This is a genomic window from Micromonospora sp. GCM10011542 (assembly GCF_042650685.1).
Classification (GTDB): domain Bacteria; phylum Actinomycetota; class Actinomycetes; order Mycobacteriales; family Micromonosporaceae; genus Micromonospora.
The window spans coordinates 20340-42648 of sequence record NZ_JBHSBO010000011.1 but is presented as its reverse complement, the minus strand read 5'-3'; the positions used below and the strand labels follow the sequence as shown (position 1 = coordinate 42648).

The window sequence follows — 22309 nt, the reverse complement described above, 5'->3', positions numbered from 1 at the left end:
CGGGCCCGGATTGACCGGCGCCGCAGCGGGCCGACCCGGCGGTGTCGCCTACCGAGTGGGTACCAGAGCCGCGCTCCGGCTACCGGCCGTCGTCCGCCGCATGCTACAAGGTCGCGGGCCGGATGGAAGATCTCAGATGGCACGCCCACCTGGTCGCACTGGACGCGCCGTGGCTGATCGGGGTGGACTGTGCCGTGACCATGACCGATCTGCGACTGCTCTCGGAGGTTGCCCGGTGACGACCGCGCTGGAACGGACCATCCACACCCAGGCCGAGGCGATCGAACACATGGCCAGGACGGACCTCGCCGAGCCGGCGCAACGGTTGCGCGACGCCCGCCGCGTCCTCCTGATCGGCACCGGCACCAGCCGGCACGCCGCCGACCTGGGCGCGCTCCTGCTGCGCGACGCCGGCGTCGAGGCGTACAGCTTCGCCGCCGAGCAGTTCGTCACCGGGGGCCCGACGCTGTTCCCGGACGACGCCGCGGTGGTCATCTCGCACACCGGTCGGACGGCCTACAGCCGCCGGGCGCGGGAGACGGCCCGGAGGGCCGGCTGCCGGCTGGTGACGATCACCGGCGAGGGGGCCGGGTGGCCGGAGGCGATCGTCACGGTCCCGCCGGAGGAGTCCGAGACGTACACGGCCAGCTATACGGCCTGTCTTGCCGTGCTGGCCAGCCTCGCGCACCACCTCGGCTGCCCGGACGTCAGCCCCGCTGATCTGGCGCGAGCGGCCCGGCACGTGCGCGCCGTGTGCGCCACGTACGACCCCGGGGCCATGCGCCCGCCCGAACGCGCGCTGGGGCTGGTCGGTGCCGGCCCGTACGCCGTCACCGCAGCCGAGGGCGCGTTGAAGCTGCGGGAGGCCGCCGGGGTGCTGGCCGAGGGCTTCGACGCGGAACGGTTGCTGCACGGCGCCGCCGTGCCGTACGGGCGCCGCGACCGGCTGCTCCTGGTCGCTCCGGAGGCCGACGCCGACGGGCTGGTTCCCGCGATCGGCGCCGCCGCCGCCGCGGAGGGCGTCCCGGTGAGCACCGTCCCGGGCGTCACCGGGCTGCACCCGATGCTGGCACAGCTACCGGTCACCGTCGCCCTGCAACTGCTGGCCGCCGAACTCGCTCAGCTGAACCGACGCGACCCCGACCGGGTGATCGTGGGCGCGTGGGCCGAGGAGAGCCTGTGGGAACGCGGCTCCGAGCCCGGCGCGGCGGCCACCCCGAGCGAGGGTTCCGGTGCGGGAGCCCGGTAGGTTGCCGGGCATGGTGGACGCGGCGGCCGGCAGGCTCGTACAGATCTGGACCGACGGTGCGTGCAGTGGCAACCCCGGTCCCGGCGGGTGGGGAGCGCTGCTGCGCTACGGCGACCACGAGCGGGAACTCTGCGGCGGCGAGGTCACCCCCACCACGAACAACCGGATGGAGCTGATGGCGGCCATCCAGGCGTTGGAGAGCCTGACCCGGCCGGTCACCGTGGAGCTGCACACCGACAGCACGTACGTGCGCAACGGCATCACCAGCTGGCTGGCCTCGTGGAAGCGCAACGGCTGGCTGACCGCGGCGAAGCAGCCGGTGAAGAACGCCGACCTGTGGCAGCGGCTGGAGGCCGCCTGCGCTCGGCACCAGGTGACCTGGCTGTGGGTCAAGGGGCACAACGGGCACCCGGAGAACGAGCGCGCCGACGGGCTGGCCAACCGGGGCATGACCGAGGCGCGGGCGGCGGCGCTGACCAGCCGCTGACCCGCGGGGCGGATGCTGGCCGCCCGCCCGCGTCGAATCAGCGGTTGGGGTCGCCGGCGCCGGAGACGGCGTCGACGTCGTACCCCGCGCGGCTGGTCTCCCGGGCGGGCCGGGCGTCCTCGGCCGGCAGGTCGGCGAAGTCGTCGCCGGTGTCGTCGGTGCTGCGCAGGGAGTCACCCGGCGGCCGCAGCGACGCCGCGAGCGCGGGCGTGCCGTCGGGTTCGTCGGTGCTGGCCCGGTCGTAGCGCTGTTCGTCGGTCATGCCGCAGTCGTGCCCCGCTGACCGGGGCGCAAACGTCGGCCCGTTCAGCGGGCCGCGTCCGGGTGCCCGGGCATGTTGGATCCGCCGCTGCTGCTGCCGGAGGAGCCGCCGGCGACGCCCGAGCTGTCGTCCTCGGTCACGATGTCCGGTCGTACGTCGGTGCCGGCCGGCGCCGGGACCTCGGTGTCCGCCTCGACCTGCACCAGCCGGGCCTGCCCGGCCTCGCCCTCGGCGTGCTCCGGGTCGGCCGGCTGCTCACCGTCGCGCTTTCGGTACCCCACGCCGTGCCCCCCGTCGGTGCCGTCTCGCGTCGGCGGTGGCTACCCGGCGTCGTCACCGACGAAACCTCGTCCGCCGCCGGTGACGGCGGCTAGCGGCGTCTGCCGCGCCGGGCGGGGGCGGCGGACCGGGTCGGCTGGCGGACCGGGGTGAGCGGCAGCGCCGTCCAGTGCGCCGGCCGGTTCAGCGCGGCCGGCAGGCCGGTGCGCGCGTCGCCGCGGGCGGCGTCGAGCTGGGACTGGTGCAGGAAGAGAGCGTCGCGCAGGTCCGCGCCGCGCAGGTCGGCGCCGCGCAGGTCGGCGCCGGTGACGTCGGCCAGGGACAGGTCCACCCCGCGCAGGTCGGCGCCGACCAGCAGCGCCCCGCGCAGGTTGGCCCGGCGCAGGTCCGCGCGGCGCAGGTCGGCCCCGAGCAGGGGAGCGCCCCGGTGGTCCGGGCCGGGCCGACCGCCACGGGTGCGGATCTTGTCGGCGGCGGCGGACAGCACCGGGTTGACCCGGTCGCGGTGCGCGGCGACGTCCACGGTCCGTAGCTGGTCGGGACCGCCGGCGGCGAGTGCGACCGTCTCGGCCCGGGCGCGGTCCAGCTCGACGCGCAGGTCCGCCGGCGGGTGCAGCGCCAGCGCCTCGGTCAGGTACCAGAGCAGCTCGTGCAGCGGTCGCAGCACGGTGAACGCCTCGGCCATCGCCGGCAGCGTCGCCGGCGCCTCCCGCCAGTCGCGCCCGCCGAAGGTCACCTGGGCGACCTGCTGCCCGGCGCCGAAGCAGTCGAACACGGTGCAGCCCGGGAAGCCCCGCTCGCGCAGCTGGGTGTGGATGCCGCAGCGGTGGTCCGCCCGCAGGTTCGGGCAGGGCTGCCCGGCCGGCTTGTCGATGGCGAAGTCCGACGACGCCGCGAAGGTCGGCACCACGCAGCACAGCCCGAAGCAGCGTGAGCAGTCCGCGCGCAGCTCGTCCCGGCCGGGCGCGGCCGGTGGTGGGGCGGGGCTGGACGACACGGAAGCTCTCCTCCTCGCTGCGTGGACACGGCGGTGCGTGCCCACCATTGTCCCGCCGCTCGCCCCGACCCGGGCCGCCGGGGTCACCGTCCGTGCGGGTCGACCACCGCCGTGGAGCGGGGTGCGGGGGTACGGGTGCCTGCCGGCGGCTGCGGCACCAGGCGGCGCAGCGCCCGCTTCCCGTCACCGGGCCCGTACTTCTGGTCGAAGTGCCGGGCCACCGAGGCCGGCGGCGTACGGTCCCCGTCGGCCGGCTCGGCCAGCGCGAACACCCCCGGCGTCGAGCCCGGCGTGCGCGGCGGCAGCGGGGCTCGCACGGTCAACGGCCGGGTGAGCCGGAACGCGCGGCAGTCGATGTAGTGCTGCCCCTCCACCGTCACGTACGGCACCTGCACCTCGACCACGTCGGAGTCGTCGTGGCGCAGCGTGACCGTGATCGACCAGTACCGCTCCAGGCCCAGGGTGGCCTCCCCGTGCTCCCACAGCTCCTCGAAGCGGGCGTGCACGAACCCGCCCCAGGGGCTGTCCATGTCGACCTCCAGCTGCGGCACGTTGAAGGAGAGCTTGCCGATCGGGAAGAACGAGATCAGCGCTCGGCCGTCCCACTGGTAGAGCTGGATCGACGGGGAGGCGTCGTAGACACGGACCTGCAACCGGTGCCGCAGCCGCGGGTCGAGGGCCTCCTGGAACGCGGCCAGGTGCCGCAGGTTCGTACGGATCTGCCGGGGCACGTCCACCCGCTGCCGTTCCAACTCTTCGGAGCGCTGCTGGGCGGCGGTGCAGTCGGGGTCGAGCAAAAGCAGCTGCACCTGGGCTCCGTTGGCCAGGGCGGACCGCACCGCGTGCAGGGTCTCCTCGCGGTGCCGCTGCTCCAGCAGGATCGTCCAGGTGTCCAGGATCCGTACCCGCCGTCCGGCACGGTGCAGCCGCGTCACGAACGCCTGCTGGTCGAAGCTGAGGTGCTCCTGCACCCGGGCCTTGCGAGCCTCCTCGAACAGCGGATCGAAGATGACGTACGAGATGGCCGCGAGGACCACGCTGGCGCCGAGGTTGAGCAGCAGGTCGCTGAGGAAGCCGGTGCTGCGCCACGCGGCGATCAGCATCACGGTGGCGACCCCGAGCAGCGCGCCACCGACGACGAACGCGCGTCGCTGCCGGCCGCCCCGTCCACCCCAACCCGGCATCGGCGTCCCCCTCCGTCTTTCCGCGGCCGGGTCACCTCCGCCGCTCGTATCGTGACGGTAACGGGCTCGGGCGACAACGGAGGGTCGGGTGGAATGGACGACAGCGAGCGGGAACAGGCGCTGCTCTCCGCTCTGACCACCGAGCACTTCGCGTTGCAGACCTCCCGGACCGGTACGGTCGCCGAGTCCACCGGCCGGGCGACGGTCTTCCTGTCGGTGCTGTCGGCCGCGCTGATCGGGCTCGGCTTCGTGGCCAGCGAGGCGACGCTGGTCCGGCCGTACCTGGGTGCGGTCCTGCCCACCCTGGTGGTCATCGGGTTGCTGACGTTCCTGCGGCTGGTGGAGACGATGGTGGAGAACTCGCTGGCCCTGCAGCGGATCCAGCGCATCCGGGCCTACTACCACCACCGGTTCGCCGCGGAGCACGAGTTCTTCTCCGACGCGGTGGTGCGCGAAGGCGCCATGGACACGGCCTGGGCGTCGGTGGGCGCCCGGCCCGGGCCGTGGGAGTACCTGCTCACCACGGCCGCGCTGGTGGGGGCGGTCAACGCGCTGCTGCTCGGGCTCGGCGTCACGCTGCTGCTCGCCCTCGCCGGGGTCGGGCACGGCGTGACGATCCCGGCCGGGGTGGTGGTCGCGGTGCTGGCCTTCGCCGCGCAGTTCGTCTACGTCCTGCGGATGTCCAGGGCGCGGGCGGTGTGACGCCGCTCAGACCGAGCGCCAGTCGTTCGAGGTGAGCGCGGCGGCCTGCGGGCCCATCAGCAGCATGCCGCCGTCGACCGGCCAGGACGCCCCGGTGACGTAGGCGGCGGCGGGGGAGGCGAGCAGCGCCACCACCGCCGCGACCTCCCGCGCGTCGCCGGGCCGCCCCACGGGTACGCCCGGCCGCTCCTGCGTGAACGGGTCGACGTCCTCCTGGCCGGTCATCGGCGTGGAGATTTCGCCCGGGGCGACCGCGTTGACGGTGATCCCGTCGGCGGCCAGCTCCTGCGCCATCACCCGGGTCAGCAGCCCCAGCCCACCCTTCGCGGCGCAGTACGCGGCGGAGCCGATCCGGGGCGCGTGCTCGTGCACGCTGGTGATGTTGATGATCCGCCCACCGGCGCCGGTGGCGCGCATCCGCCGGGCGGCCCGCTGCCCGCAGAGGAACGGCCCGTCCAGGTCGACGGCGAGGACCTCGCGCCAGTGCTCCCAGCCGGTGTCGACGAACGGCGTCGCGATGCCGGTGCCCGCGTTGTTGACCAGCACCCCGAGGCCGCCGAGTCGGTCGGCCAGCTCGTCGACCACGGCCGCCGCGTCGGGCAGCCGGGTCAGGTCCAGCTCGGCGACCTCGCAGCGCCGGCCGGTGGAGCGGACCTCGCCGGCGGTCCTCTCGGCGCCGTCGGAGTCGCTGTGCCAGGTGATGCCGATGTCGAAGCCGGCCTCGGCGAGGACGACCGCGCACGCCTTGCCGATGCCGGAGTCCGCGCCGGTGACGACGGCGATCCTCGGATAGTTGTCGTATCGCTGTGGCATCCTCCCGCACTACCCGGGGCGGCCCGGCCCAACCGCCGCAGGTGTAGCGGCCGGCGTGGCGGGTAGCCGGCCGCATGGAGTTGGTCCAGGAGTCGCCGTACCGGTTCCGGATCGACCAGGAGGCACCGATGCGGGTGCCCGGGGTGGTCTTCGCAGTGCCCGAACTGCTGCCGGACGTCGGGGCGGACCGGTCCCTGGACCAGGTGGCCAACGTGGCGACCCTGCCCGGCATCGTCGACGCGTCGTACGCCATGCCCGACGTGCACTGGGGCTACGGATTTCCGATCGGCGGCGTCGCCGCCACCGACATCGCGGCCGGCGGCGTGGTCTCGCCGGGCGGGGTCGGCTTCGACATCTCCTGCGGGGTACGGCTGCTCACCGCCGAGCTGGACCGCTCGGAGCTGGCCCGGGTCATCGAACCGCTGATGGACGGCTTGGACCCGGCCGTCCCGCGCGGCATGGGCCGGGGCGCGGTCTGGCATCTCGCCGACCGCGCCGAGCTGGACGCCGTGCTGCGCGGCGGCTCCCGCTACGCGGTCGAGCGCGGCCACGGGGTGCCCCGGGACCTGGACCGCTGCGAGGACGGCGGGGCGGTGGCCGACGCCGACCCGGCGCAGGTCAGCGATCGGGCGGTGCAGCGCGGCCAGGGCCAGGTCGGCAGCCTCGGCTCGGGCAACCACTTCCTGGAGGTGCAGGCGGTCGACGAGGTCTACGACGAGTCGGTCGCGGCCGCGTTCGGGCTGCGCCTCGGGCAGGTCTGCGTGATGATCCACTGCGGTTCCCGGGGGCTGGGCCACCAGATCTGCACCGACCACGTCCGGATCATGGAGAAGTCGATGCCCGGGCACGGCATCCAGGTGCCGGACCGGCAGCTCGCCTGCGCGCCGGTGACCTCCCCGCAGGGGCAGGCGTACCTGGGCGCGATGGCCGCGGCGGCGAACTACGCGCGGGCCAACCGCCAGCTGCTCACCGAGTCCGCCCGCCAGGTCTTCACCCGGGTCGCCGGGACCGGTCTGGATCTGGTGTACGACGTGTCGCACAACCTCGCCAGGATCGAGGAACACGGGTCGGACGGCGACTCCCGACAGCTCTGCGTGCACCGCAAGGGCGCCACCCGGGCACTGCCGCCCGGTCATGCCGACCTACCCGCCGACCTGCGCGACGTGGGGCAGCCGGTGCTGATCCCCGGTTCGATGGGCACCGGGTCGTACGTGCTCAGCGGCGTGGCCGGCAATCCCGCGTTCGCGTCCACCTGCCACGGCGCCGGCCGTACCCGCAGTCGCGGCCAGGCCACCCGGGCGGTCCGCGGTCAGGACGTGCGCGGCCAGTTGGCGGCCCGGGGCATCGCCGTGCGCGGCGCGTCCTGGAAGGGGCTGGCCGAGGAGATGCCGGACGCCTACAAGGACGTCGCGGCGGTGGTGGAGGCGTCGCGGGGCGCGGGGCTGTGCCGGCTGGTGGCCCGGCTCGCGCCGCTGGGCGTGGTCAAGGGCTGAGCGGTCGGGCCGGTTCGCGGAGCCGGTCAGACGTCCAGGGTGACCGCGCAGGACCAGCCGGACGCGTCCCGGCCGATGTGCAGCGCGTGCAGTGACACCGCCTTGGGCACCGCGCCGACGAGTTCCACCGCGTCGGTGCCGGTCGACTGCCAGCGCACCCGCAGGCCGCCGTCCTCGGCGGCGCGCACGTCGCACTCCAGCGGCACCGTGCCCTCGGTGTCCAGCCGGAAGATCACTTCATCCAGGACACCGACCAGCAGTTCCTCGTCGTCGCCGGGTGGCACCTGGAACTCGGTGGGAGCCCGCGAACCGGCGCCGGCCGTGTCGGCGAACGTGTCGACCAGGGCGGCGACGGCCTCGGCGAGGCAGCCCTCCCGGTCCGGCGCCCACGCCTCGATCCGCACGTCGGCGGTGTGCGGCACGCTCCGGTGCCCCCGCCGCGTCGACCGTTCCATGCCTTCGATCATGCCCGCCCGGAAAGCGTGGTGCCGGGCGTTGCGGTTCCGGACCGGTTCGGGGGAGCCACCCGGTCGGTGCGACGTGGCCCCGGACCCGCCCTCAGGGACATCCCGGACCGGTCCCGGAAACCGGCGGGATCGGCTGGCCCGCACCGCAATAAGAAGAGAGGCTACATGTAGCAACTCTTCTGGAGGTGGTTTCCGTGCCGACTCGACGACGGCGCCTGGTCCGGGTGCTCATCGGCGTACTCGCCGGCGTGCTGGTGCTCTGCGGGGGCGGCGCCGCCGTGGGCACCTGGGCGCTGACCCGCGCCACCGACACCGTCGGCGAGGTCGACTTCGTTCGTCCGCTGGCCGTGCCCCCGTTGGCCGAGTCGCGGGTCGACGAGCGGGGGCGGCGAGTCTTCGACCTGCTCGCCCGGGAGGGTCAGCGAGACTTCCACGGCGACGGCAGGATGACCCGCACCGCCGGCTTCGACGGCGACTTCCTCGGCCCGACGCTGCGCGCCCGGCGCGGCGAGCAGGTGCGGGTGAACGTGGTCAACAAACTGGGCGAGGAGACCAACGTGCACTGGCACGGCATGCACCTGCCGGCCCGCATGGACGGCGGCCCGCACCAGCCGGTGCGTCCCGGCGCGACCTGGTCGCCCACCTGGCAGGTGGACCAGCCGGCGGCCACCCTCTGGTACCACCCGCACCCGCACGGTGTCACCGAGGAGCAGGTCTACCAGGGCCTGGCCGGCATGTTCATCGTCGACGACGGCCGCGAGGCGGCGCTGCCCCTGCCCCGCGCCTACGGTGTGGACGACGTGCCAGTCATCGTGCAGGACCGCTCCTTCTCCCGCAGCGGCGAGTTCCGCAAGACCCGCAACGCGATCGCCAGCATCGGCGTGCTCGGCGACACCCTGCTGGTCAATGGCACCGTCGGCCCCTACCTGGACGTGCGCACCGAACGGATCCGGCTACGGCTGCTCAACGCCTCCACCGCCCGCACGTACGACTTCGGGCTCTCCGACGAACGGCCCTTTGCGCTGATCGGCACCGACGGCGGGCTGCTGGCCCGCACCGCCCGGCTGACCCGGGTGCGGCTCTCCCCCGGGGAACGGGCCGAGATCGTGGTGGACGTCCGCCCCGGCGAGCGGGTGACCCTGCGCAGCACCCCACCCGACCTGGGCGTGGGGGCGCTGGCCCGCCGCTCGTCCGGCGGCACCGACCGCTTCGACGTGCTGCAACTGCGCGCCGCCGACACCCTCACCCCCGCCCCTCCGGTGCCCGACACGCTGGTGCCCATGGACCGACTCGACCCGGCCACCGCGGCCACCACCCGGAGGCTGGAGTTCCAGGGCCGGGGCATCAACGGCCGGTCGATGGAGATGGACCGGATCGACTTCGCGGCCACCCGGGACACCACCGAGGTCTGGGAGGTGGTCAACACCGACGGCACCCCGCACAACTTCCACGTCCACGACGTGCAGTTCCAGGTGCTTTCGGTGGACGGCGCCGCCCCGCCGCCCGAGCTGGCAGGGTGGAAGGACACCATCTACCTGGCGCCGGACCGGCCGATGCGGATCGCGCTGCGGTTCACCGACCACACCGACCCGAACCTGCCGTACATGTTCCACTGCCACCTGCTCTGGCACGAGGACAGCGGCATGATGGGCCAGTTCGTGGTGGTGGAGCCGGGTCAGGCGCCGGGCCGGCCGCCGGCCTCCGCCGGACACACCGGTCACGACTGATCGATGTACGGTCGGCCGATGCGGATCACCCGGTTCACCCACTCCTGCGTACGGGTCGAGCACGACGGTCAGGTGCTGGTCGTCGACCCGGGCACGTGGAGCGAACCGGGTGCCCTGGTCGGCGCGGACGCCGTGCTGGTCACCCACGAGCACACCGACCACGTCGACGTGCTGCGCCTGGCCGGCCTCGGCGTCCCGGTGTACGCCCCGGAGGGCGCCCGGCTGCCCGACCTCGCCCCGCTGCCGGTCACCCGGGTACGCGCGGGGGAGCGCTTCACCGCAGCCGGCATCGAGGTCACCGCGCACGGCGGCCGGCACGCCGCCATCCACGAGGGCCAGCCCGACTGCCCCAACCTCGGCTACCTGATCGGCGACGGCCTCTACCACCCGGGCGACGCGCTCCACGTGCCGGACGAGCCGGTGCACACGCTGCTGCTTCCGGCGCACGGGTCCTGGTTGCGCCTCGACGAGGCGATCCGGTTCGCCCGGGCGGTGGGCGCCCGCCGGGCGTACCCGATCCACGACGCGCAGCTCAACGAACGCGGCCTGGAGAGCGTGGCCGGCTGGTTCACGGAGACGGTCCCCGGCTACCGCCACCTCGGCCCGGGCGACACCCTCTGACCCGGCCCGGCCCGGGCCGGGGCGACACCGGCTGACCGGGGCGCACCGGTTCAGCGCGCGCCGCCCCGTGCACGGTCGCGCCGGGCAGGTGCCGGGACACCGCCGCGATCATGCCGTCCCTGCGGCGCACGCGCCGAGGCGCTGCACCCGGGCGCCGGCCCGGACGTCACCCGGCTGGTCGACGCCCTGGCGGCGAGCTGGCCGACGGGTGGTCCACGACCGCACGCGCGGCCGTGCCCACCGCCGCGGCGCCCCGCTTCGAGGGCACGGTCGACCCGGCGCGCCGGCCTGCACCTGATGATCACCTTCGACGATGCCGTGGCGGACACCGAGCTGGCGGCGGCGACGCTGGCGCGGGGAATGAAGGTGCAGCCGCTGTCCTGGCACTGCCAGCGGCCGTACCGGCCGGGGCTGGTGCTCGGCTACGCCGCCAACTCCGGGTCGGACATCGAGGAGGGCGTCGCGACGATCGCCGCCGCCCTGCGTTCGGTCTAGGCGCGGCCGGGGATGGGCCAGGGGTACACATCGACACCGCCCGACGTGTGCGTCCCGCTCATATCTCCTGTGGTCAATGTCACGATAGCGTCTGCGCACGCCGGCACCACCGCCCGCGCTCGCAAGGAGCGTCCATGAGCACACCGCTGAAAGCCGCCACCGCCCTGGCCGCCGTCCTCCTGCTGATCCTCACCACCGCGGCTCCCGCCCAGGCCGCCACGCCGTCGACCAAGGCCCCGGTCGCCGGGTCGCTGCGCGCCTACAACGTCTCCGGCGTCTACGTCGCGGGCGTCTCCTCCGGTGGCTACATGGCCACCCAGCTGCACGTCGCGTACTCCTCCCGGATCCGGGGTGCGGCCATCTTCGCCGCCGGGCCGTACTACTGCGCGCAGAACAACGTCGCCCAAGCGCTCTACGGCTGCGGCGACAACCAGTACCCGACGAACCTGACCGCCCTCCAGACGTACACCCGAACCTGGGCGTCCTACGGCTGGGTCGACCCGGTCGGCAACCTGTCCGGCGACCCGGTGTACGTCTTCCACGGCAACAACGACACCACCGTCAAGAAGTCCGTCACCGACGACCTGGTCCGTTACTACCAGCACTTCGGGGCCAGCGTGCAGTACGACAGTGCCTCGGCGGCCGGCCACTCCTGGGTCACCCCGTACGGGACGCAGGGCTGCACCGTGACCGCGTCGCCGTTCCTCAACAACTGCGGCACCGATCCGCAGAACGCCCTGCTGCGCAAGCTGCTCGGTGCCGTGAGCGCGCCGAACACCGGCCCGCTCGGCGGCACGCTCATCCGGTTCAGCCAGGACACCTTCGCGGTCAACGGATGGGCCGCCGGGTTGAGCATGGGGGCCAATGGCTTCGCCTACGTCCCGTCGTCCTGCGCGAACGGCCAGTCGTGCCGACTGCTGGTCGCGCTGCACGGCTGCCTGCAGGGCTACGGCTCGGTCGGCACCGCCTTCGTCGACCGGGCCAACCTCAACCAGTACGCCGACACCAACAACCTGATCGTCCTCTATCCGCAGGCGAGCACCGCCGGCAGCAATCCGAACGGCTGCTGGGACTGGTGGGGCTACCTCGGCGCGACCAACTACCCGATCAAGGGCGGCGTCCAGGTGGAGACCATCATGAACATGGTCCGCCGGCTGGACGGCTGAGCCGCGCCCGCTCGGGCCGGGCTGACCCGGGCGGGTCCGCCCGGGTCAGGACAGCAGCAGCCGGATCAGCAGCAGCACGGCGACCAGCGCCGGCCCGCGCAGCCCCTGCCGCAGCAGGTCCACCGGGATCATCCCGAACGGCGTGTTCACCGTCGCGCCGCCGTAGTCCACCGGCGGGCGGGTGGCGGTGCGGAAGGCGGCAGCGACCACGCCCACGGCCAGCATCGGCGCCAACCAGGGCGGACCGCCGGCGGCGGTGGGCAGGGTCAGCGCCCACCACAGCGCCGCACCGAGCGCGGGCAGCACGATGTGGACGCCGCGCAGCGCGTTGTCGGAGCCGCCGAGCGACCGGCGCAGCCCGGCTGACCGGCTGATCGCGCGCAGGCCGCCGGTCAGCCGGTCGGTGGCAGCGTAGCCGAGGATCACCTGGATCGGGCCGGCCAGGCCGGGCAGCGCGAGCGCCACGGCGTACTGGGCCAGGACCAGCGCCGCCCAGATGAGCAGGCCGTTGGGATGGCGGCGCAGCCGGCGCGCCTCGGCCTGGAGCAGCACCCACCAGCGTGGCCCGGGCAGGTAGCGGCGGCTGTGCACCCGGCCGATCCGACGCCAGCGCCGGCTCTCCACCAGACCGGCCAGCATGGTGGGGTCCAGCAGCACGGCGGCGGTGGCGGCGGCGTTGGCGAACTGGGCGCCGGTGGTCAGCGTGGCCCGGTCCACCCGGGGCAGCGCGCGTACGGCAAGGATGGTCAGCGCGACCGCGAGCGGCACGCCGACCGCGACCAGGGCGGCGGTGGGCGCGGCCGGCGGGTGGGGCAGCCGGCCGCCCGTGCGGCCCACGATCACCACCAGCACCGTGACGGCGGCGGCCGCGAGCATGGTCACCGGGCCGGGCAGCGCCGGCCAGCGGCGTCCCACCCGGCTGCCCTGGGCGATCACGCTGAGTGCCACCCCGGCCGTGCCCCAGCCCGCGCCGGCGAGCGCCGCCCAACCCAGGGCCGTCGGGTCGGTGACGTCGCCGAGCAGCGCCAACGCCCCGCCGAGCAGCGCGGTGCCGCCCGCGCCCGCGGTGAGCAGGAGTGCCAGCCGTGGCGCCAGCCAGGCCCGCCGGCTCACCGGCGCGCTGGTCAGCCAGCTCTGCGTGGCCGGCGTCACCAGCAGCGGACCGAGCGCGCGCAGGCCCTGCCAGGCCAGCCCGGCACCGGCCAGCAGCGCGGCGAGCGCCAGCCACCACCGCACCCCCGGCTCGGCCGACCCGACGGTGGGGGAGTCCAGCATCCGGCGGCCGGCGTCCACCAGGAACCAGCTGTACATGGCGGTGAACAGGACGATGACGTAGGCGTCGCCGAGCACGTCGCCCAGGGAGTGCGGGTGGTGCCGGCGGCGGGCGCGGCGCAGCTGCGACCGCAGCTGCCGGGCGGTGGGCACCCCGGCCGGGGTGTCGGCGACGGTGGCCGGGGGAGCGGTCACCGGCCGATCTCGATCCGCTCGTCGACGACCGCGTCGATCAGTTCCGGGTCGTGCGAGGCCAGCAGCACGGCCGTGCCGGCCGCCCGCTCGCGGCGCAGCCGGTCGGCCAGCCACTCCCGCCCGCGTACGTCCAGGCGCTGCTCCGGCTCGTCCAGGATCAGCACCCGGCGCGGCCGGACGAAGCAGGACGCCAGCGCCAGCCGGCGGCGCTGGCCGCTGGACAGGGTCACCGGCAGTTGGTCGCGCGCCTGCTCCAGCCCCAGCTCGGCGAGGACCTCGGCGACCGGTTCGACGCCGCCGCCGTGGGCGTACGCCAGCAACTCCAGATGCTCGACCACGGACAGGTCCGGGAAGAAGTCGATGTCGTCCAGGGCCGCCGCCACCAGCGCACGGATCTCCGGATCGGTCTCGTCGGCCCGTCGCCCCTGCACCAGCACCTCACCGGCGTCCGGCCGGTCAGCCCCGACCACGCAGCGCAGCAGGGTGGTCTTACCGCTGCCGTTGGGGCCGAGCACCACCGCGATCCGGCCCGGCGCGAGCGTGAAGCTGACGTCGTCGAGTACGAGCAGGTTGCCGAAGCTGCGGCTTAGTCCCCGCACCGAGAGCGCATCCACGGTCACACACTCTTTCAGACCGGCCGGACGGATCGGCACCGCCCGACCCGTCGGTCAGACCGGTCACCCGCGACGCCGGCCCGCCGCCCGCTGGCCGGCTTGATCAACGCGTCTTGCTTGATCTCGGAGTGTCCCCGTGCCACAGGGTCGGCCCGATTCCCCTTTGCGCTTCGCGGCTCGGCCCTTCGTCGGACGATCCACTCCGGGTCGCCGATGTGGCGGTGTCCGGGGAGGAGAGATGCCCCCATGTCCGCGACCTGGAGTTGATGATGGGCTCGCCGCCCGCCCCGCCCCACCGCTCGGCCCGGCCCGTGCGGCGTGTCAATGTAGCGTTGACACGTGCTGCCCGAGCTGCCCGAGCTGGCCGACGTCGCCGCCGCCCGCGCCCGCCTCGACGAGCGGGAGCTGGAGCTGATCGACCGGGCGCGGCATGCCGGCGCGACGTGGGCGCAGGTTGCGGCCGCGCTGGGCCTGGGCAGCCGACAGGCTGCGGAGCAGCGCCGGCAACGCCTCGCCGCCGCACGACGATCGCGGCGGCGCGAACTCGACCTGGGGTACCCCGCACGGGTCGCGGCGTTACGGGGTGCCGTCGCCGATCTCCAGCGGTGGATCGAGGCGGATCGGCGGTGGGACGGGCGGTTCCAGCGGGCGGCTCTCGTACGCAGCACCGCGCAGAGCGCCCTCGACGCCGAGCCGGGTCCCCTGTACGCGTTGGCCGCCCACCTCGCCACCGACCTCGCCGAGGCGGGCCGGGCCCGGCTGCCGGCGCCGGTGCAGGCCGTCGCGGCGCGCCTGGACACCCTGCTGTCAACAGAAGATTGACACGCCCCGTCACTCTTGCCTGGGCTCCGCGCAATCTTGAGGATTTGAGCCATCCCGGCTCAACCTCGGAGGGTCCGTGCGCCGCAACGCCAGCCTGTTCGTCGCGATCTCGCTGCTGTCCGGCTTTGGCAGCAGCGCCATGGCCCTGGTGGCCGGCATCTGGATCCTCGACCTCACCGGCTCCACCAGCCTCGCGGCCCTCGCCGGCCTCTGCGTGTACGTCCCGGTGCTGGCTGGGCCGTGGCTCGGCGGCCTGCTCGACCGGGCACCCCGCCGCCCCCTGGTGATGGCCGTCAACCTCGCCCTGACCACCGTCCTGCTGAGCCTGCTGACCGTACGCGGGCCCGGCCAGGTCTGGCTCATCTTCGTCGTGTCCTGCGCCTATGGCGTCGGCTACGTGCTGATCGACGCGGGCGAAACGGCGCTGCTGCCCTCGGCGCTGTCGCCATCGGAACTCGGTGCCGTCAACGGCTGGCGGTCCAGCGCCCAGGAAGGCATGAAGCTCGTCGCTCCCGCGGCCGGGGCCGGCCTGTACGCGTGGCGCGGCGGCCACGCCGTCGCCGTGCTCAGCGCGGCGATGCCGGTCCTGGTGGCCATCCTGTACGCCGCCGTGCACCTGAAGCGGACAGCGCCCGACCCGGAGCCCGCGCGGCAGCACGGCTTCCGCGCCGGATTCGCCGTCCTGACCGGGCACCGCACCATGCGGGTCACCGTGGCGCTCGCCGCCGGGTCGATAGCCATGTCGGGCTTCACGACCGCGGCCACCTACGAGATCGTCACGACCGCACTCGACCTGCCGTCGACCTTCCTCGGCCTGCTGCTCAGCGCACAGGGGGCCGGATCCGTCATCGGCGGTCTCGTCGTGGGCCGGTGCCTCGCCCGCTGGAGTCCGGTCACCGTCGGCGTCGCCGGTGCGCTGCTGTTCGCCGTCAACTGCCTGCTGCGCTGCCTGCCCTGGTGGCCCGGCTCGGTTGTCGCCGCGGTGCTCGCCGGCATCGGCCTGCCCTGGACCCTGGTGGCCGCGGTGACCGCGGTGCAGACGCACACGTCGACGGCATTGCTCGGCCGGGTGGCCGCGACCGCCAACACCGCGATGTTCGGACCGCTCGCCCTGGCGATCCCGCTCGGTTCCGCCGCCGTCCACCTCGGCGCCCGCCCGACGCTGCTCGCCGCAGCCATGGTCTGCCTGGCCTGCGCGCTCGGCGCGGCCCACCGTCCGCCTGCGCCGCAGCAGGACGATCGGCCGCCGGCCACGGCCGAGGCGCGCCACGGACACGATCGTCGCTAGAGCGGCGGCCCACTGCGGGCCGGCGGGTGGGTCCCGGTCACCAGCGGGTCGTCCGGGTCGTCCAGGCGGTGCTCGGCGGCGGACTCCCCGTCGGTGTCGCCGACCTCCTCGCACACCCCCGCCGCGTCCGCCCAGTGCCGCAGCGCCTCGTCGCGGTCGCCCAGCGCGGCCGCCGCGTCACCCAGGTAGAGCAGGGTGCGCCCCAGCCCCGGGGTGGGTCGGGCGTCCTCGCGCAGCCGCCGGCTCTCGGCCAGCAGCTCGTACGCCGCCCGTGCCTGCCCGGGCGCGCTGGTGAGCAGCGTCGCACCGGCGTTGAGCAGCGCCGCCGCCCGGCTGGTCGGGTCGCTGACGGCCTCGTACTCGCGCAGCGCCGCCCGCCCCGCCTGCGCCGCGTCCAGGTGCTCGCCGAGGCCGGCGTGCACCAGCACCAGGTCGGTCAGCGCCGCCGCGTACCCCCGCGCGTCACCCAGCGACCGGAACGTGTTGGCCGCCCGGACCAGGTGGTGGTGCGCGGTCTCCAGCTCGCCCCGGGCCAGCTGGGCCGCGCCGAGCCCCAGGTCGGTGAGGGCGTGCCCGGCCCGGTCCGCGCCGGAGCGGTGCCGTCGGGACAGCTCCAGGTGCTCCACCGCGTCGTCGAGCTGCCCCAGGTCGAGCAGGGCCAGCCCCAGGTTCATCCGGGCCTGGGCGGTGCCCCGGCGGCCACGTTCGGCCACCGCCAGGGTCAGCGCGGCGGCGGCTCCCTGCGGGTCGTGTCGGCGGCGGCGCAGCACGCCCAGCTCGTTGTGCGCCCAGCCGGCGATCTCCGGCCGGTCGTCGGCGGTCGGCGTGGCCAGCACCGTGCGGCAGACCTGCTCCCACTCGTCCAACCGCTCGGCGTGGGCGAGCCACCCGCACAGCGCCACGGCCAGCCGGAACCACCAGCGACGTACCCGCCGGGGCAGCGTCTCGGCCGCGCCGGCCGGCACCCGCACCACCGCCAGCAGCAGCTCCTGGTGCAGGTCGAACCAGCCGTACGGGTCGTCGTCGAGCGGCAGCGACCACTCGCGGTCCGGCGGGGAGCCGAGCACGGCGAGGTTGGCGGCGTGCCGTTCGGCCCTGCGGGCCAGGTGCCGGGTCAGCCGGGCCTGCGCCGCGACCCGGGCCCGGACCGGCTCGGCGTCGCGCAGGTGCAGCCGGGCGTAGCCGGCCAGCAGCGGACGGATCTCGTACCGGTCACCGGAGGCGCCGACCACGAACCCCGCGGCGGCCAGCTCGTCCAGCAACGCGGAGATCCGCTCCGGGTGCCGCCCGGCCAGCGCCGCGATGGTCGGCCGGTCCACCGGGGCGGGCGTCAGCGACATCAGCCGGTACAGCCGGCGCGCCGGCCTGCTCAGCGCCCGGTACGCCGTGTCCCGTTCGGTGACCAGCCGGGCCGCCGGCGAGACGCCGAACCGCTGGTGCGGGGGCGTTTGCACGGCCCGGCGCAGCGCCTCCAGCACGTCGGCGTGCCGCCACCCGTGCTGCGCCGTGCGGTAGCCGAGGGCCCGGACGGTGCGGGGCTGTCGGCCACACAGCTCGACGATGTCGCGTACCGCCGGGTCGGCGCGCGGGTCGGCCCGGCGCAGTCGGGCGGCCGGCGCGGCCCCGCCGGCAGCGGCGAAGAGCTCCACCGCCTCGGCCGGGCCGGGCTCGGCGATCCAGTGCGCGACCACCCCCTCCAGCCCGGTCAGCGCGGGACCGCCGGCGAGCAGCAGCCGGCACGTCCGCGCGGTGGGTGGCAGCAGCGGGCGGACCTGCTCGGGACGGTCGACGTTGTCCAGCACCAGCAGGATCTTGCGGCCGTCGAGCTGGCCGCGCAGCGCGTCGGCCGCCGCGGCGAGCGCGTCCGGCCGGCCGGAAACCGGCGGCGTGGTGCCCAGGATGCGGGCCAGCGCGGTGAGCACCTGCCGGGCCGATCGGGGCCGGCCGCCGCGGCGCAGATCTAGGTAGTACTGACCGTCGGGGAAGTCGTCCCGGGACAGGTTCGCCGCCTGCACCGCGCAGGCGGAGGTGCCGACCGCCCGCCGGCCCAGCACCGCCACCGCGTGCTCCCGCGCGAGCAGCGCGACCACCGCGTCGAGGTCGTCGTCGCGGCCGGTGAACTCGGCCGGATAGGGCAGGGTCGGTGCGCCGGTGGCCGGTGTGGCGACGACCTCCGTCGGCTCGGGCCCGACCTCCCGCCCGGCCCGCCGCCGGCGCACCGCGAACACCAGGAGACCCAGCACGCCGCCGACCAGCAGCGCGATGCTCGCCCGGCCGAGCACACTGACCGCCAGGTCGGAGAGCAGGTTGCCGGCCAGGTTGCTGATCAGGTTGCCCAGCACCCCACCGACCGCGGTGCCGACCGACACCAGCACCGGCCAGCGGGGCGCACGGCCCCCGCCGCTCGGGCCGGTCACCGGACACCACCGGAGACCAGCCCGGCGACGAGCTGCCGCCGGGAGAGCACCACCAGCAGCACCGGCAGCACCGAGGCGAGCACCGACCCGGCGGCGAGAACCCCACTGTTGGCCACGAAGCCGCGGGTCTGCCCGGCCAGGAACAGCCCCAGCGGCGCCGCCTCCGGGCCGCTGAACAGCAGCCCTACCACCAGGTCGTTCCAGACCTGGACGAACTCCAGCACCGAGACCGCGACCACCGCCGGCAGGTTGTGCCGGGCCAGCCGTCGCAGGGTGCCCCACCAGCGGCGCCCGCCCAGCCGCGCGCCGCGTACCTGCTCGGCGGGCAGGTCGGCGAACGCGTTGCGCAGCACCAGCACCGCGAACGGCACCCCCAGCGCCACATGCACCAGGGCCAGCCCGCGTGCGGTGCCGGAGGAGAGCACCACGCCCAGCACCTCGTTGACCGGCCCGGCGATGACCTGCACCGGCACGATGCTCGCCGCCATCAGAAGCAGCCCGGTCGCCTGCGCGGCGGGCCCGGTCAGCCACGCCAGCGGGTACGCGGCCAGCAACGCCACCACCAGCACCGTTGCGGTCACCACGGTGGCCAGCAGCAGCGTGAACGCCAGCGCCCGCCACAGCTCGCTGCCGGTGACCACCGCGCCGTACGAGCCCACGTCCGGTGTGGTCGACCACCAGCCCCGCGCGGCGGCGTCCACCGGCCGGTGCGCCGACGTGGCGAGCAGCACCACCAGCGGCACCAGCCAGGCCACCGCGGCGATCGCGGCGAGCAGCCGGAACACCCGCCGCGGCGGGGCCACCGGATCCGGTGTCGGTTGCGCCTCGGCGCGCGGGGGTGGGAACGCCTGCCGGACGAAGAGCGCCGCCACCAGCATCCCGACCACCACCGCCACCAGCCAGACCACACCGAGCGCGGCGCCCTCGCCGGTGGTGGTGCCACCCGAGGTCTGCCAGACCCGCAGCGCCAGCACCGCGGCCTCGTCGCGGACCGAGCCGGGGGTCATCACCAGGATCAGGTCGAAGGTGCGGCTGGTGCCCAGGGCCACCAGGGCGAAGACCACCGCCACCGTACGCAGCAGCAGCGGCCGCCACTGCGCGTCCCACAGCACGTGCCGGCGACCCCCGCCGTAGGCGCGCACCGCGTCGGCGAGGCTCGGCGGCACCGCGTCCAGCGCGGCCCGGAAGACCAGCACGGCCAGCCCCACCCAGGCCCAGACGAACGCCGACATCAGCGCCACGGTGACCAGGCCCGGCCCGAGCAGCTGCGGGGCGTCGTCGGCGGCCCGGCCGGTCAGCCGCGCCGCGACGAGGGTGGCCAGCCCCCGGCTCGGGTCCGGGTCGTACATCAGCCGGAAGGTGACCCCGGTGACGACCAGCGGCAACGCCACCGGCACCAGCAGGATCAGCCGGACCAGGCCGCCCTCCTGGGAGCGCCGGGACGCGGCGGCGAGCAGGTAGCCCAGCGCGGTCACCACCGCCGGCACCAGCAGCGCCCAGAGCACCGTGCGCCCGACCACCGCCCCGGTGCCCGGTGCGGCGAGCGCGGTGCGGAAGTGCGCCGCCCCGACCCAGCGGCCGTCGGTGGTGACGCTGGCGTGCACGGTACGCAGCACCGGCCAGAGCACCAGCCCGCCGAGCAGCACCGCCGCCGGCAGCAGCAGCGCCGAGGTGGCCCCCGCCGCCGGATAGGCCCGGCCGCGCCGGGGTGGGCCCACGTCGTCGAGCACCGCCAGCTCGCCGAGCACCCGGGCCTGGCTCATCGGCCGCCCCCCGCGTTGCGCCCCTCCGCGGCGAGCTGGCCGCTGGCCCGGCGGATCGCCTCGTCGGCACGCACCCCGTCGGTGACGTCGGCGAAGAAGTCCTGCATGATCCGCCAGATGCCCACCCCGTCGGAGCCGGTGAACGGGCCGGGCAGCTGGTCGGAGAGGTCGAAGTGCAGCGTGCCGGGCGCGCGCATCTCCTCGGCGAGCCGACGGCGGACCGGGTCGGTGTAGCTGTCCAGCGCGATGGCGGTGTTCGGTGACAGGTAGCCGCCGGCGCGCAGCCAGGGCTGGAAGCTGGCCGCCTCGGTGAGCCACTCGACCAGCCGTACGCCGCCCTGGGCGCCGGCGAACACCACCGCCGCGTCGCCGCCGACGACCAGCGGACCGTCGCCCGGCCGCTCACCCGGGAACGGGAAGGTGGCCGGCACCTCCGGGCCGCGACGGAACCTGCCCACCACGTCGTCGGTGAAGTCGCCCTCGAAGACCATCACCGCACGCCGGGCGTGCACCACCTGGATCACCGACTCCTCGTACTGGGTGAGCAGGGCGCGGCGGCCGCCGCCGGGAAAGGCGCCGTCGACGCTCCACAGCTCGGCGAGCCGGTCGAGGGCGTCGCGCACGGCCGGCCCCTGCCAGTCGGCGTCCGGCCCGGCCAGCGCGGCGTAGCCGCCGGGCGGCGCCACGTCGGCCAGCACGTTCTCGAACCAGTCGGTGAGCACCCAGCCGTCGGCCGCGCCGATGGCCAGTGGTGCCGGACCGGTGCCGCGCCGGGCGAGCGCGCCGAGCCGGCGGGTCAGCGCGACCAGCTCGTCCCAGCTGCGGGGCGGCTCGGGCAGCGCCGACGGCAGGTGCCAGACCAGCGACTTGTGCGCCGCCTTGACCCAGACGCCGTAGCGCCGACCGCCGGTCATCAGCAGGTCGCTCAGCCCGCTGGGCACCGCGTAGCCGGACGACGGGCGCACCGGGCTCAACCAGCCCCGTCGGGCGTACTCGGTGACCAGGCCCGGGCGGGGCAGGATCGCCACGTCGGGGCTCGTGCCGGCGAGGTGCCGCGCGCGCAGGAACGCGTCGATGTCGTTGCCGGCGCTGACCACCTGCACCGGCGCGTCGTAACCGGCGACGACCTCCCGGAACCGGTCCAGCTCGGCGCTGCTCCAGACCACGGCCACCTGCACCGACCGCTCCCCGCCGGAGCAGCCGGCCGTGGCCGCGGCGGCGCTCGCGGCGGCGGCGCGCAGCAGCGTACGCCGGCTGAGGCGCCCGGGCGGCGTCACCGCGACACCCCGTCGGGTTCGGTGACCAGCTCGTGGCGGTGCGGGATCTCGGCCAGCGTGGCCGGCTCGGCGGTGCAGACCAGCACCGCCACCCCGGGGGCGTCCGGCGGGGAGAGCCGGGGCATCAGGTCACCGAGGCGGCTGCCACCCGTCAGGCCGCCGGGCAGGTCGACGACGAGCACCTCGGGCAGGCAGGCCGCCGCCCGGGCCAGCGCGACCCGGAACCGCTGGGCGTCGGAGAGCAGGTGCGGCAGCAGGGTGAGCGTCGGCGCCAGCTCCAGTCGGTCGACGACGGTGGCCGTCCAGTCGTCGGCGACCTCGTGCACCCGCTCACGCTTGCGCTGGCCGTACTCGATGTTGCGCCGCACGGTGAGCTGGGGGAGCAGAGCGCCGCCGGCCGGCACGTACCCGATCTGCCGGCGCGCCGGCGGCAGGGCGGTGACGTCGCGGTCACCGACCAGCACCCGCCCGGCGACCGGGGCGGCCAGGCCGGCCAGCACCCGGGCCACCGCGGTGCCGATTCGGGGCGGCGCCACCAGGGCGGCCAGCGCGCCTGCGGGTACGTCGAGGGTCACCGGCCCGGTGCCGGGGACGGCGACCAGTGCGCGTAGCCGTAGCGTGGCCCTCACCTCCGGTGACGGTCGGAATCCATCCCAGGGTGGCACACCGTGCCGACAGTCGATGCCCCGTGGCCTTCCACTGTGGATAACGAGATGGGC

The 22309-nt window shown here is 75.1% G+C and carries 22 protein-coding genes; 10 read left to right on the top strand and 12 right to left on the bottom strand.

Annotation, left to right across the window (positions count from 1 at the left end):
- Positions 1 to 235 precede the first annotated feature (235 nt).
- On the top strand, positions 236 to 1249 hold the full coding sequence (locus ACFOW4_RS03385; RefSeq protein WP_377524303.1) for an SIS domain-containing protein: 1014 nt from the start codon (positions 236 to 238) through the stop codon (positions 1247 to 1249).
- Between the two features lie 10 nt (positions 1250 to 1259).
- Positions 1260 to 1736, top strand: coding sequence for a ribonuclease HI (rnhA, locus tag ACFOW4_RS03380; RefSeq protein ID WP_377524301.1), 477 nt, complete (start codon positions 1260 to 1262; stop codon positions 1734 to 1736).
- A 37-nt stretch (positions 1737 to 1773) separates the two neighbouring features.
- Here rnhA and ACFOW4_RS03375 read toward each other — a convergent pair whose 3' ends face one another.
- The 4 genes from ACFOW4_RS03375 to ACFOW4_RS03360 all read right to left on the bottom strand — a co-directional run bounded on the left by ACFOW4_RS03375 (position 1774) and on the right by ACFOW4_RS03360 (position 4458).
- On the bottom strand, positions 1774 to 1998 hold the full coding sequence (locus tag ACFOW4_RS03375) for a hypothetical protein (RefSeq protein WP_377524299.1): 225 nt from the start codon (positions 1996 to 1998) through the stop codon (positions 1774 to 1776).
- A gap of 44 nt (positions 1999 to 2042) precedes the next feature.
- Positions 2043 to 2279, bottom strand: coding sequence for a preprotein translocase YidC (locus tag ACFOW4_RS03370; protein ID WP_377524297.1), 237 nt, complete (start codon positions 2277 to 2279; stop codon positions 2043 to 2045).
- A gap of 89 nt (positions 2280 to 2368) precedes the next feature.
- A complete protein-coding gene (locus tag ACFOW4_RS03365) occupies positions 2369 to 3274 on the bottom strand; it encodes a pentapeptide repeat-containing protein (protein WP_377524296.1) in 906 nt (301 codons plus the stop codon).
- Between the two features lie 83 nt (positions 3275 to 3357).
- The gene (locus ACFOW4_RS03360; protein ID WP_377524294.1) at positions 3358 to 4458 is read right to left on the bottom strand and encodes a DUF5919 domain-containing protein; all 1101 of its coding nucleotides are present in this window, start codon (positions 4456 to 4458) and stop codon (positions 3358 to 3360) included.
- Positions 4459 to 4551: 93 nt separating this feature from the next.
- Here ACFOW4_RS03360 and ACFOW4_RS03355 point away from each other — a divergent pair, with 93 nt between their 5' ends.
- On the top strand, positions 4552 to 5160 hold the full coding sequence (locus ACFOW4_RS03355; RefSeq protein WP_377524292.1) for a hypothetical protein: 609 nt from the start codon (positions 4552 to 4554) through the stop codon (positions 5158 to 5160).
- Between the two features lie 6 nt (positions 5161 to 5166).
- On the opposite strand, the gene ACFOW4_RS03350 is transcribed toward ACFOW4_RS03355, so the two are convergent.
- Positions 5167 to 5973, bottom strand: coding sequence for an SDR family oxidoreductase (locus tag ACFOW4_RS03350; protein ID WP_377524290.1), 807 nt, complete (start codon positions 5971 to 5973; stop codon positions 5167 to 5169).
- 74 nt (positions 5974 to 6047) lie between these two features.
- On the opposite strand from ACFOW4_RS03350, the gene ACFOW4_RS03345 reads away from it, so the two are divergent.
- Positions 6048 to 7466 (top strand): RtcB family protein, encoded by a 1419-nt coding sequence (locus ACFOW4_RS03345; protein WP_377524288.1) that lies wholly within the window; start codon positions 6048 to 6050, stop codon positions 7464 to 7466.
- A gap of 26 nt (positions 7467 to 7492) precedes the next feature.
- Here the strand turns inward: ACFOW4_RS03345 and ACFOW4_RS03340 are convergent, their stop codons facing one another.
- Positions 7493 to 7921 (bottom strand): archease, encoded by a 429-nt coding sequence (locus ACFOW4_RS03340; RefSeq protein WP_377524286.1) that lies wholly within the window; start codon positions 7919 to 7921, stop codon positions 7493 to 7495.
- A 206-nt stretch (positions 7922 to 8127) separates the two neighbouring features.
- Between ACFOW4_RS03340 and ACFOW4_RS03335 the strand changes: the two genes are divergently transcribed.
- From ACFOW4_RS03335 to ACFOW4_RS03320, 4 genes are all read left to right on the top strand, one after another.
- Positions 8128 to 9660, top strand: coding sequence for a multicopper oxidase family protein (locus ACFOW4_RS03335; RefSeq protein ID WP_377524285.1), 1533 nt, complete (start codon positions 8128 to 8130; stop codon positions 9658 to 9660).
- Between the two features lie 18 nt (positions 9661 to 9678).
- Positions 9679 to 10281 carry an MBL fold metallo-hydrolase gene (locus tag ACFOW4_RS03330; RefSeq protein WP_377524282.1) on the top strand — a complete coding sequence of 201 codons (603 nt, stop codon included), beginning with the start codon at positions 9679 to 9681 and terminating at the stop codon, positions 10279 to 10281.
- A gap of 297 nt (positions 10282 to 10578) precedes the next feature.
- Positions 10579 to 10776 carry a hypothetical protein gene (locus tag ACFOW4_RS03325; RefSeq protein WP_377524280.1) on the top strand — a complete coding sequence of 66 codons (198 nt, stop codon included), beginning with the start codon at positions 10579 to 10581 and terminating at the stop codon, positions 10774 to 10776.
- A gap of 134 nt (positions 10777 to 10910) precedes the next feature.
- Positions 10911 to 11942 carry a poly(3-hydroxybutyrate) depolymerase gene (locus ACFOW4_RS03320; RefSeq protein ID WP_377524277.1) on the top strand — a complete coding sequence of 344 codons (1032 nt, stop codon included), beginning with the start codon at positions 10911 to 10913 and terminating at the stop codon, positions 11940 to 11942.
- A gap of 45 nt (positions 11943 to 11987) precedes the next feature.
- Here ACFOW4_RS03320 and ACFOW4_RS03315 read toward each other — a convergent pair whose 3' ends face one another.
- Both ACFOW4_RS03315 and ACFOW4_RS03310 read right to left on the bottom strand, forming a co-directional pair.
- Entirely contained in the window at positions 11988 to 13409 is a 1422-nt protein-coding gene (locus tag ACFOW4_RS03315; RefSeq protein ID WP_377524276.1) for a DUF6297 family protein, read from the bottom strand.
- On the bottom strand, positions 13406 to 14023 hold the full coding sequence (locus ACFOW4_RS03310) for an ATP-binding cassette domain-containing protein (RefSeq protein ID WP_377524273.1): 618 nt from the start codon (positions 14021 to 14023) through the stop codon (positions 13406 to 13408). Before ACFOW4_RS03310 ends, ACFOW4_RS03315 begins: the two co-directional genes overlap by 4 nt.
- 342 nt (positions 14024 to 14365) lie before the next feature.
- Here ACFOW4_RS03310 and ACFOW4_RS03305 point away from each other — a divergent pair, with 342 nt between their 5' ends.
- Entirely contained in the window at positions 14366 to 14845 is a 480-nt protein-coding gene (locus tag ACFOW4_RS03305; protein WP_377524319.1) for a hypothetical protein, read from the top strand.
- A gap of 76 nt (positions 14846 to 14921) precedes the next feature.
- Complete coding sequence (locus ACFOW4_RS03300; RefSeq protein WP_377524271.1) at positions 14922 to 16133, top strand: MFS transporter; 1212 nt, start codon at positions 14922 to 14924, stop codon at positions 16131 to 16133.
- On the opposite strand, the gene ACFOW4_RS03295 is transcribed toward ACFOW4_RS03300, so the two are convergent.
- The 4 genes from ACFOW4_RS03295 to ACFOW4_RS03280 are packed head-to-tail and all read right to left on the bottom strand — an operon-like array spanning position 16130 to position 22219.
- Positions 16130 to 18550, bottom strand: a complete 2421-nt coding sequence (locus ACFOW4_RS03295; protein WP_377524269.1) for a hypothetical protein — start codon at positions 18548 to 18550, stop codon at positions 16130 to 16132. The genes ACFOW4_RS03300 and ACFOW4_RS03295 overlap by 4 nt on opposite strands.
- Positions 18547 to 20313 (bottom strand): ABC transporter permease subunit, encoded by a 1767-nt coding sequence (locus tag ACFOW4_RS03290; RefSeq protein WP_377524268.1) that lies wholly within the window; start codon positions 20311 to 20313, stop codon positions 18547 to 18549. Before ACFOW4_RS03290 ends, ACFOW4_RS03295 begins: the two co-directional genes overlap by 4 nt.
- On the bottom strand, positions 20310 to 21590 hold the full coding sequence (locus ACFOW4_RS03285; RefSeq protein ID WP_377524266.1) for an ABC transporter substrate-binding protein: 1281 nt from the start codon (positions 21588 to 21590) through the stop codon (positions 20310 to 20312). Before ACFOW4_RS03285 ends, ACFOW4_RS03290 begins: the two co-directional genes overlap by 4 nt.
- Positions 21587 to 22219: an ATP-binding cassette domain-containing protein gene (locus ACFOW4_RS03280; RefSeq protein WP_377524265.1), complete on the bottom strand. Its 633-nt coding sequence runs from the start codon at positions 22217 to 22219 to the stop codon at positions 21587 to 21589. Before ACFOW4_RS03280 ends, ACFOW4_RS03285 begins: the two co-directional genes overlap by 4 nt.
- Positions 22220 to 22309 lie beyond the last annotated feature (90 nt).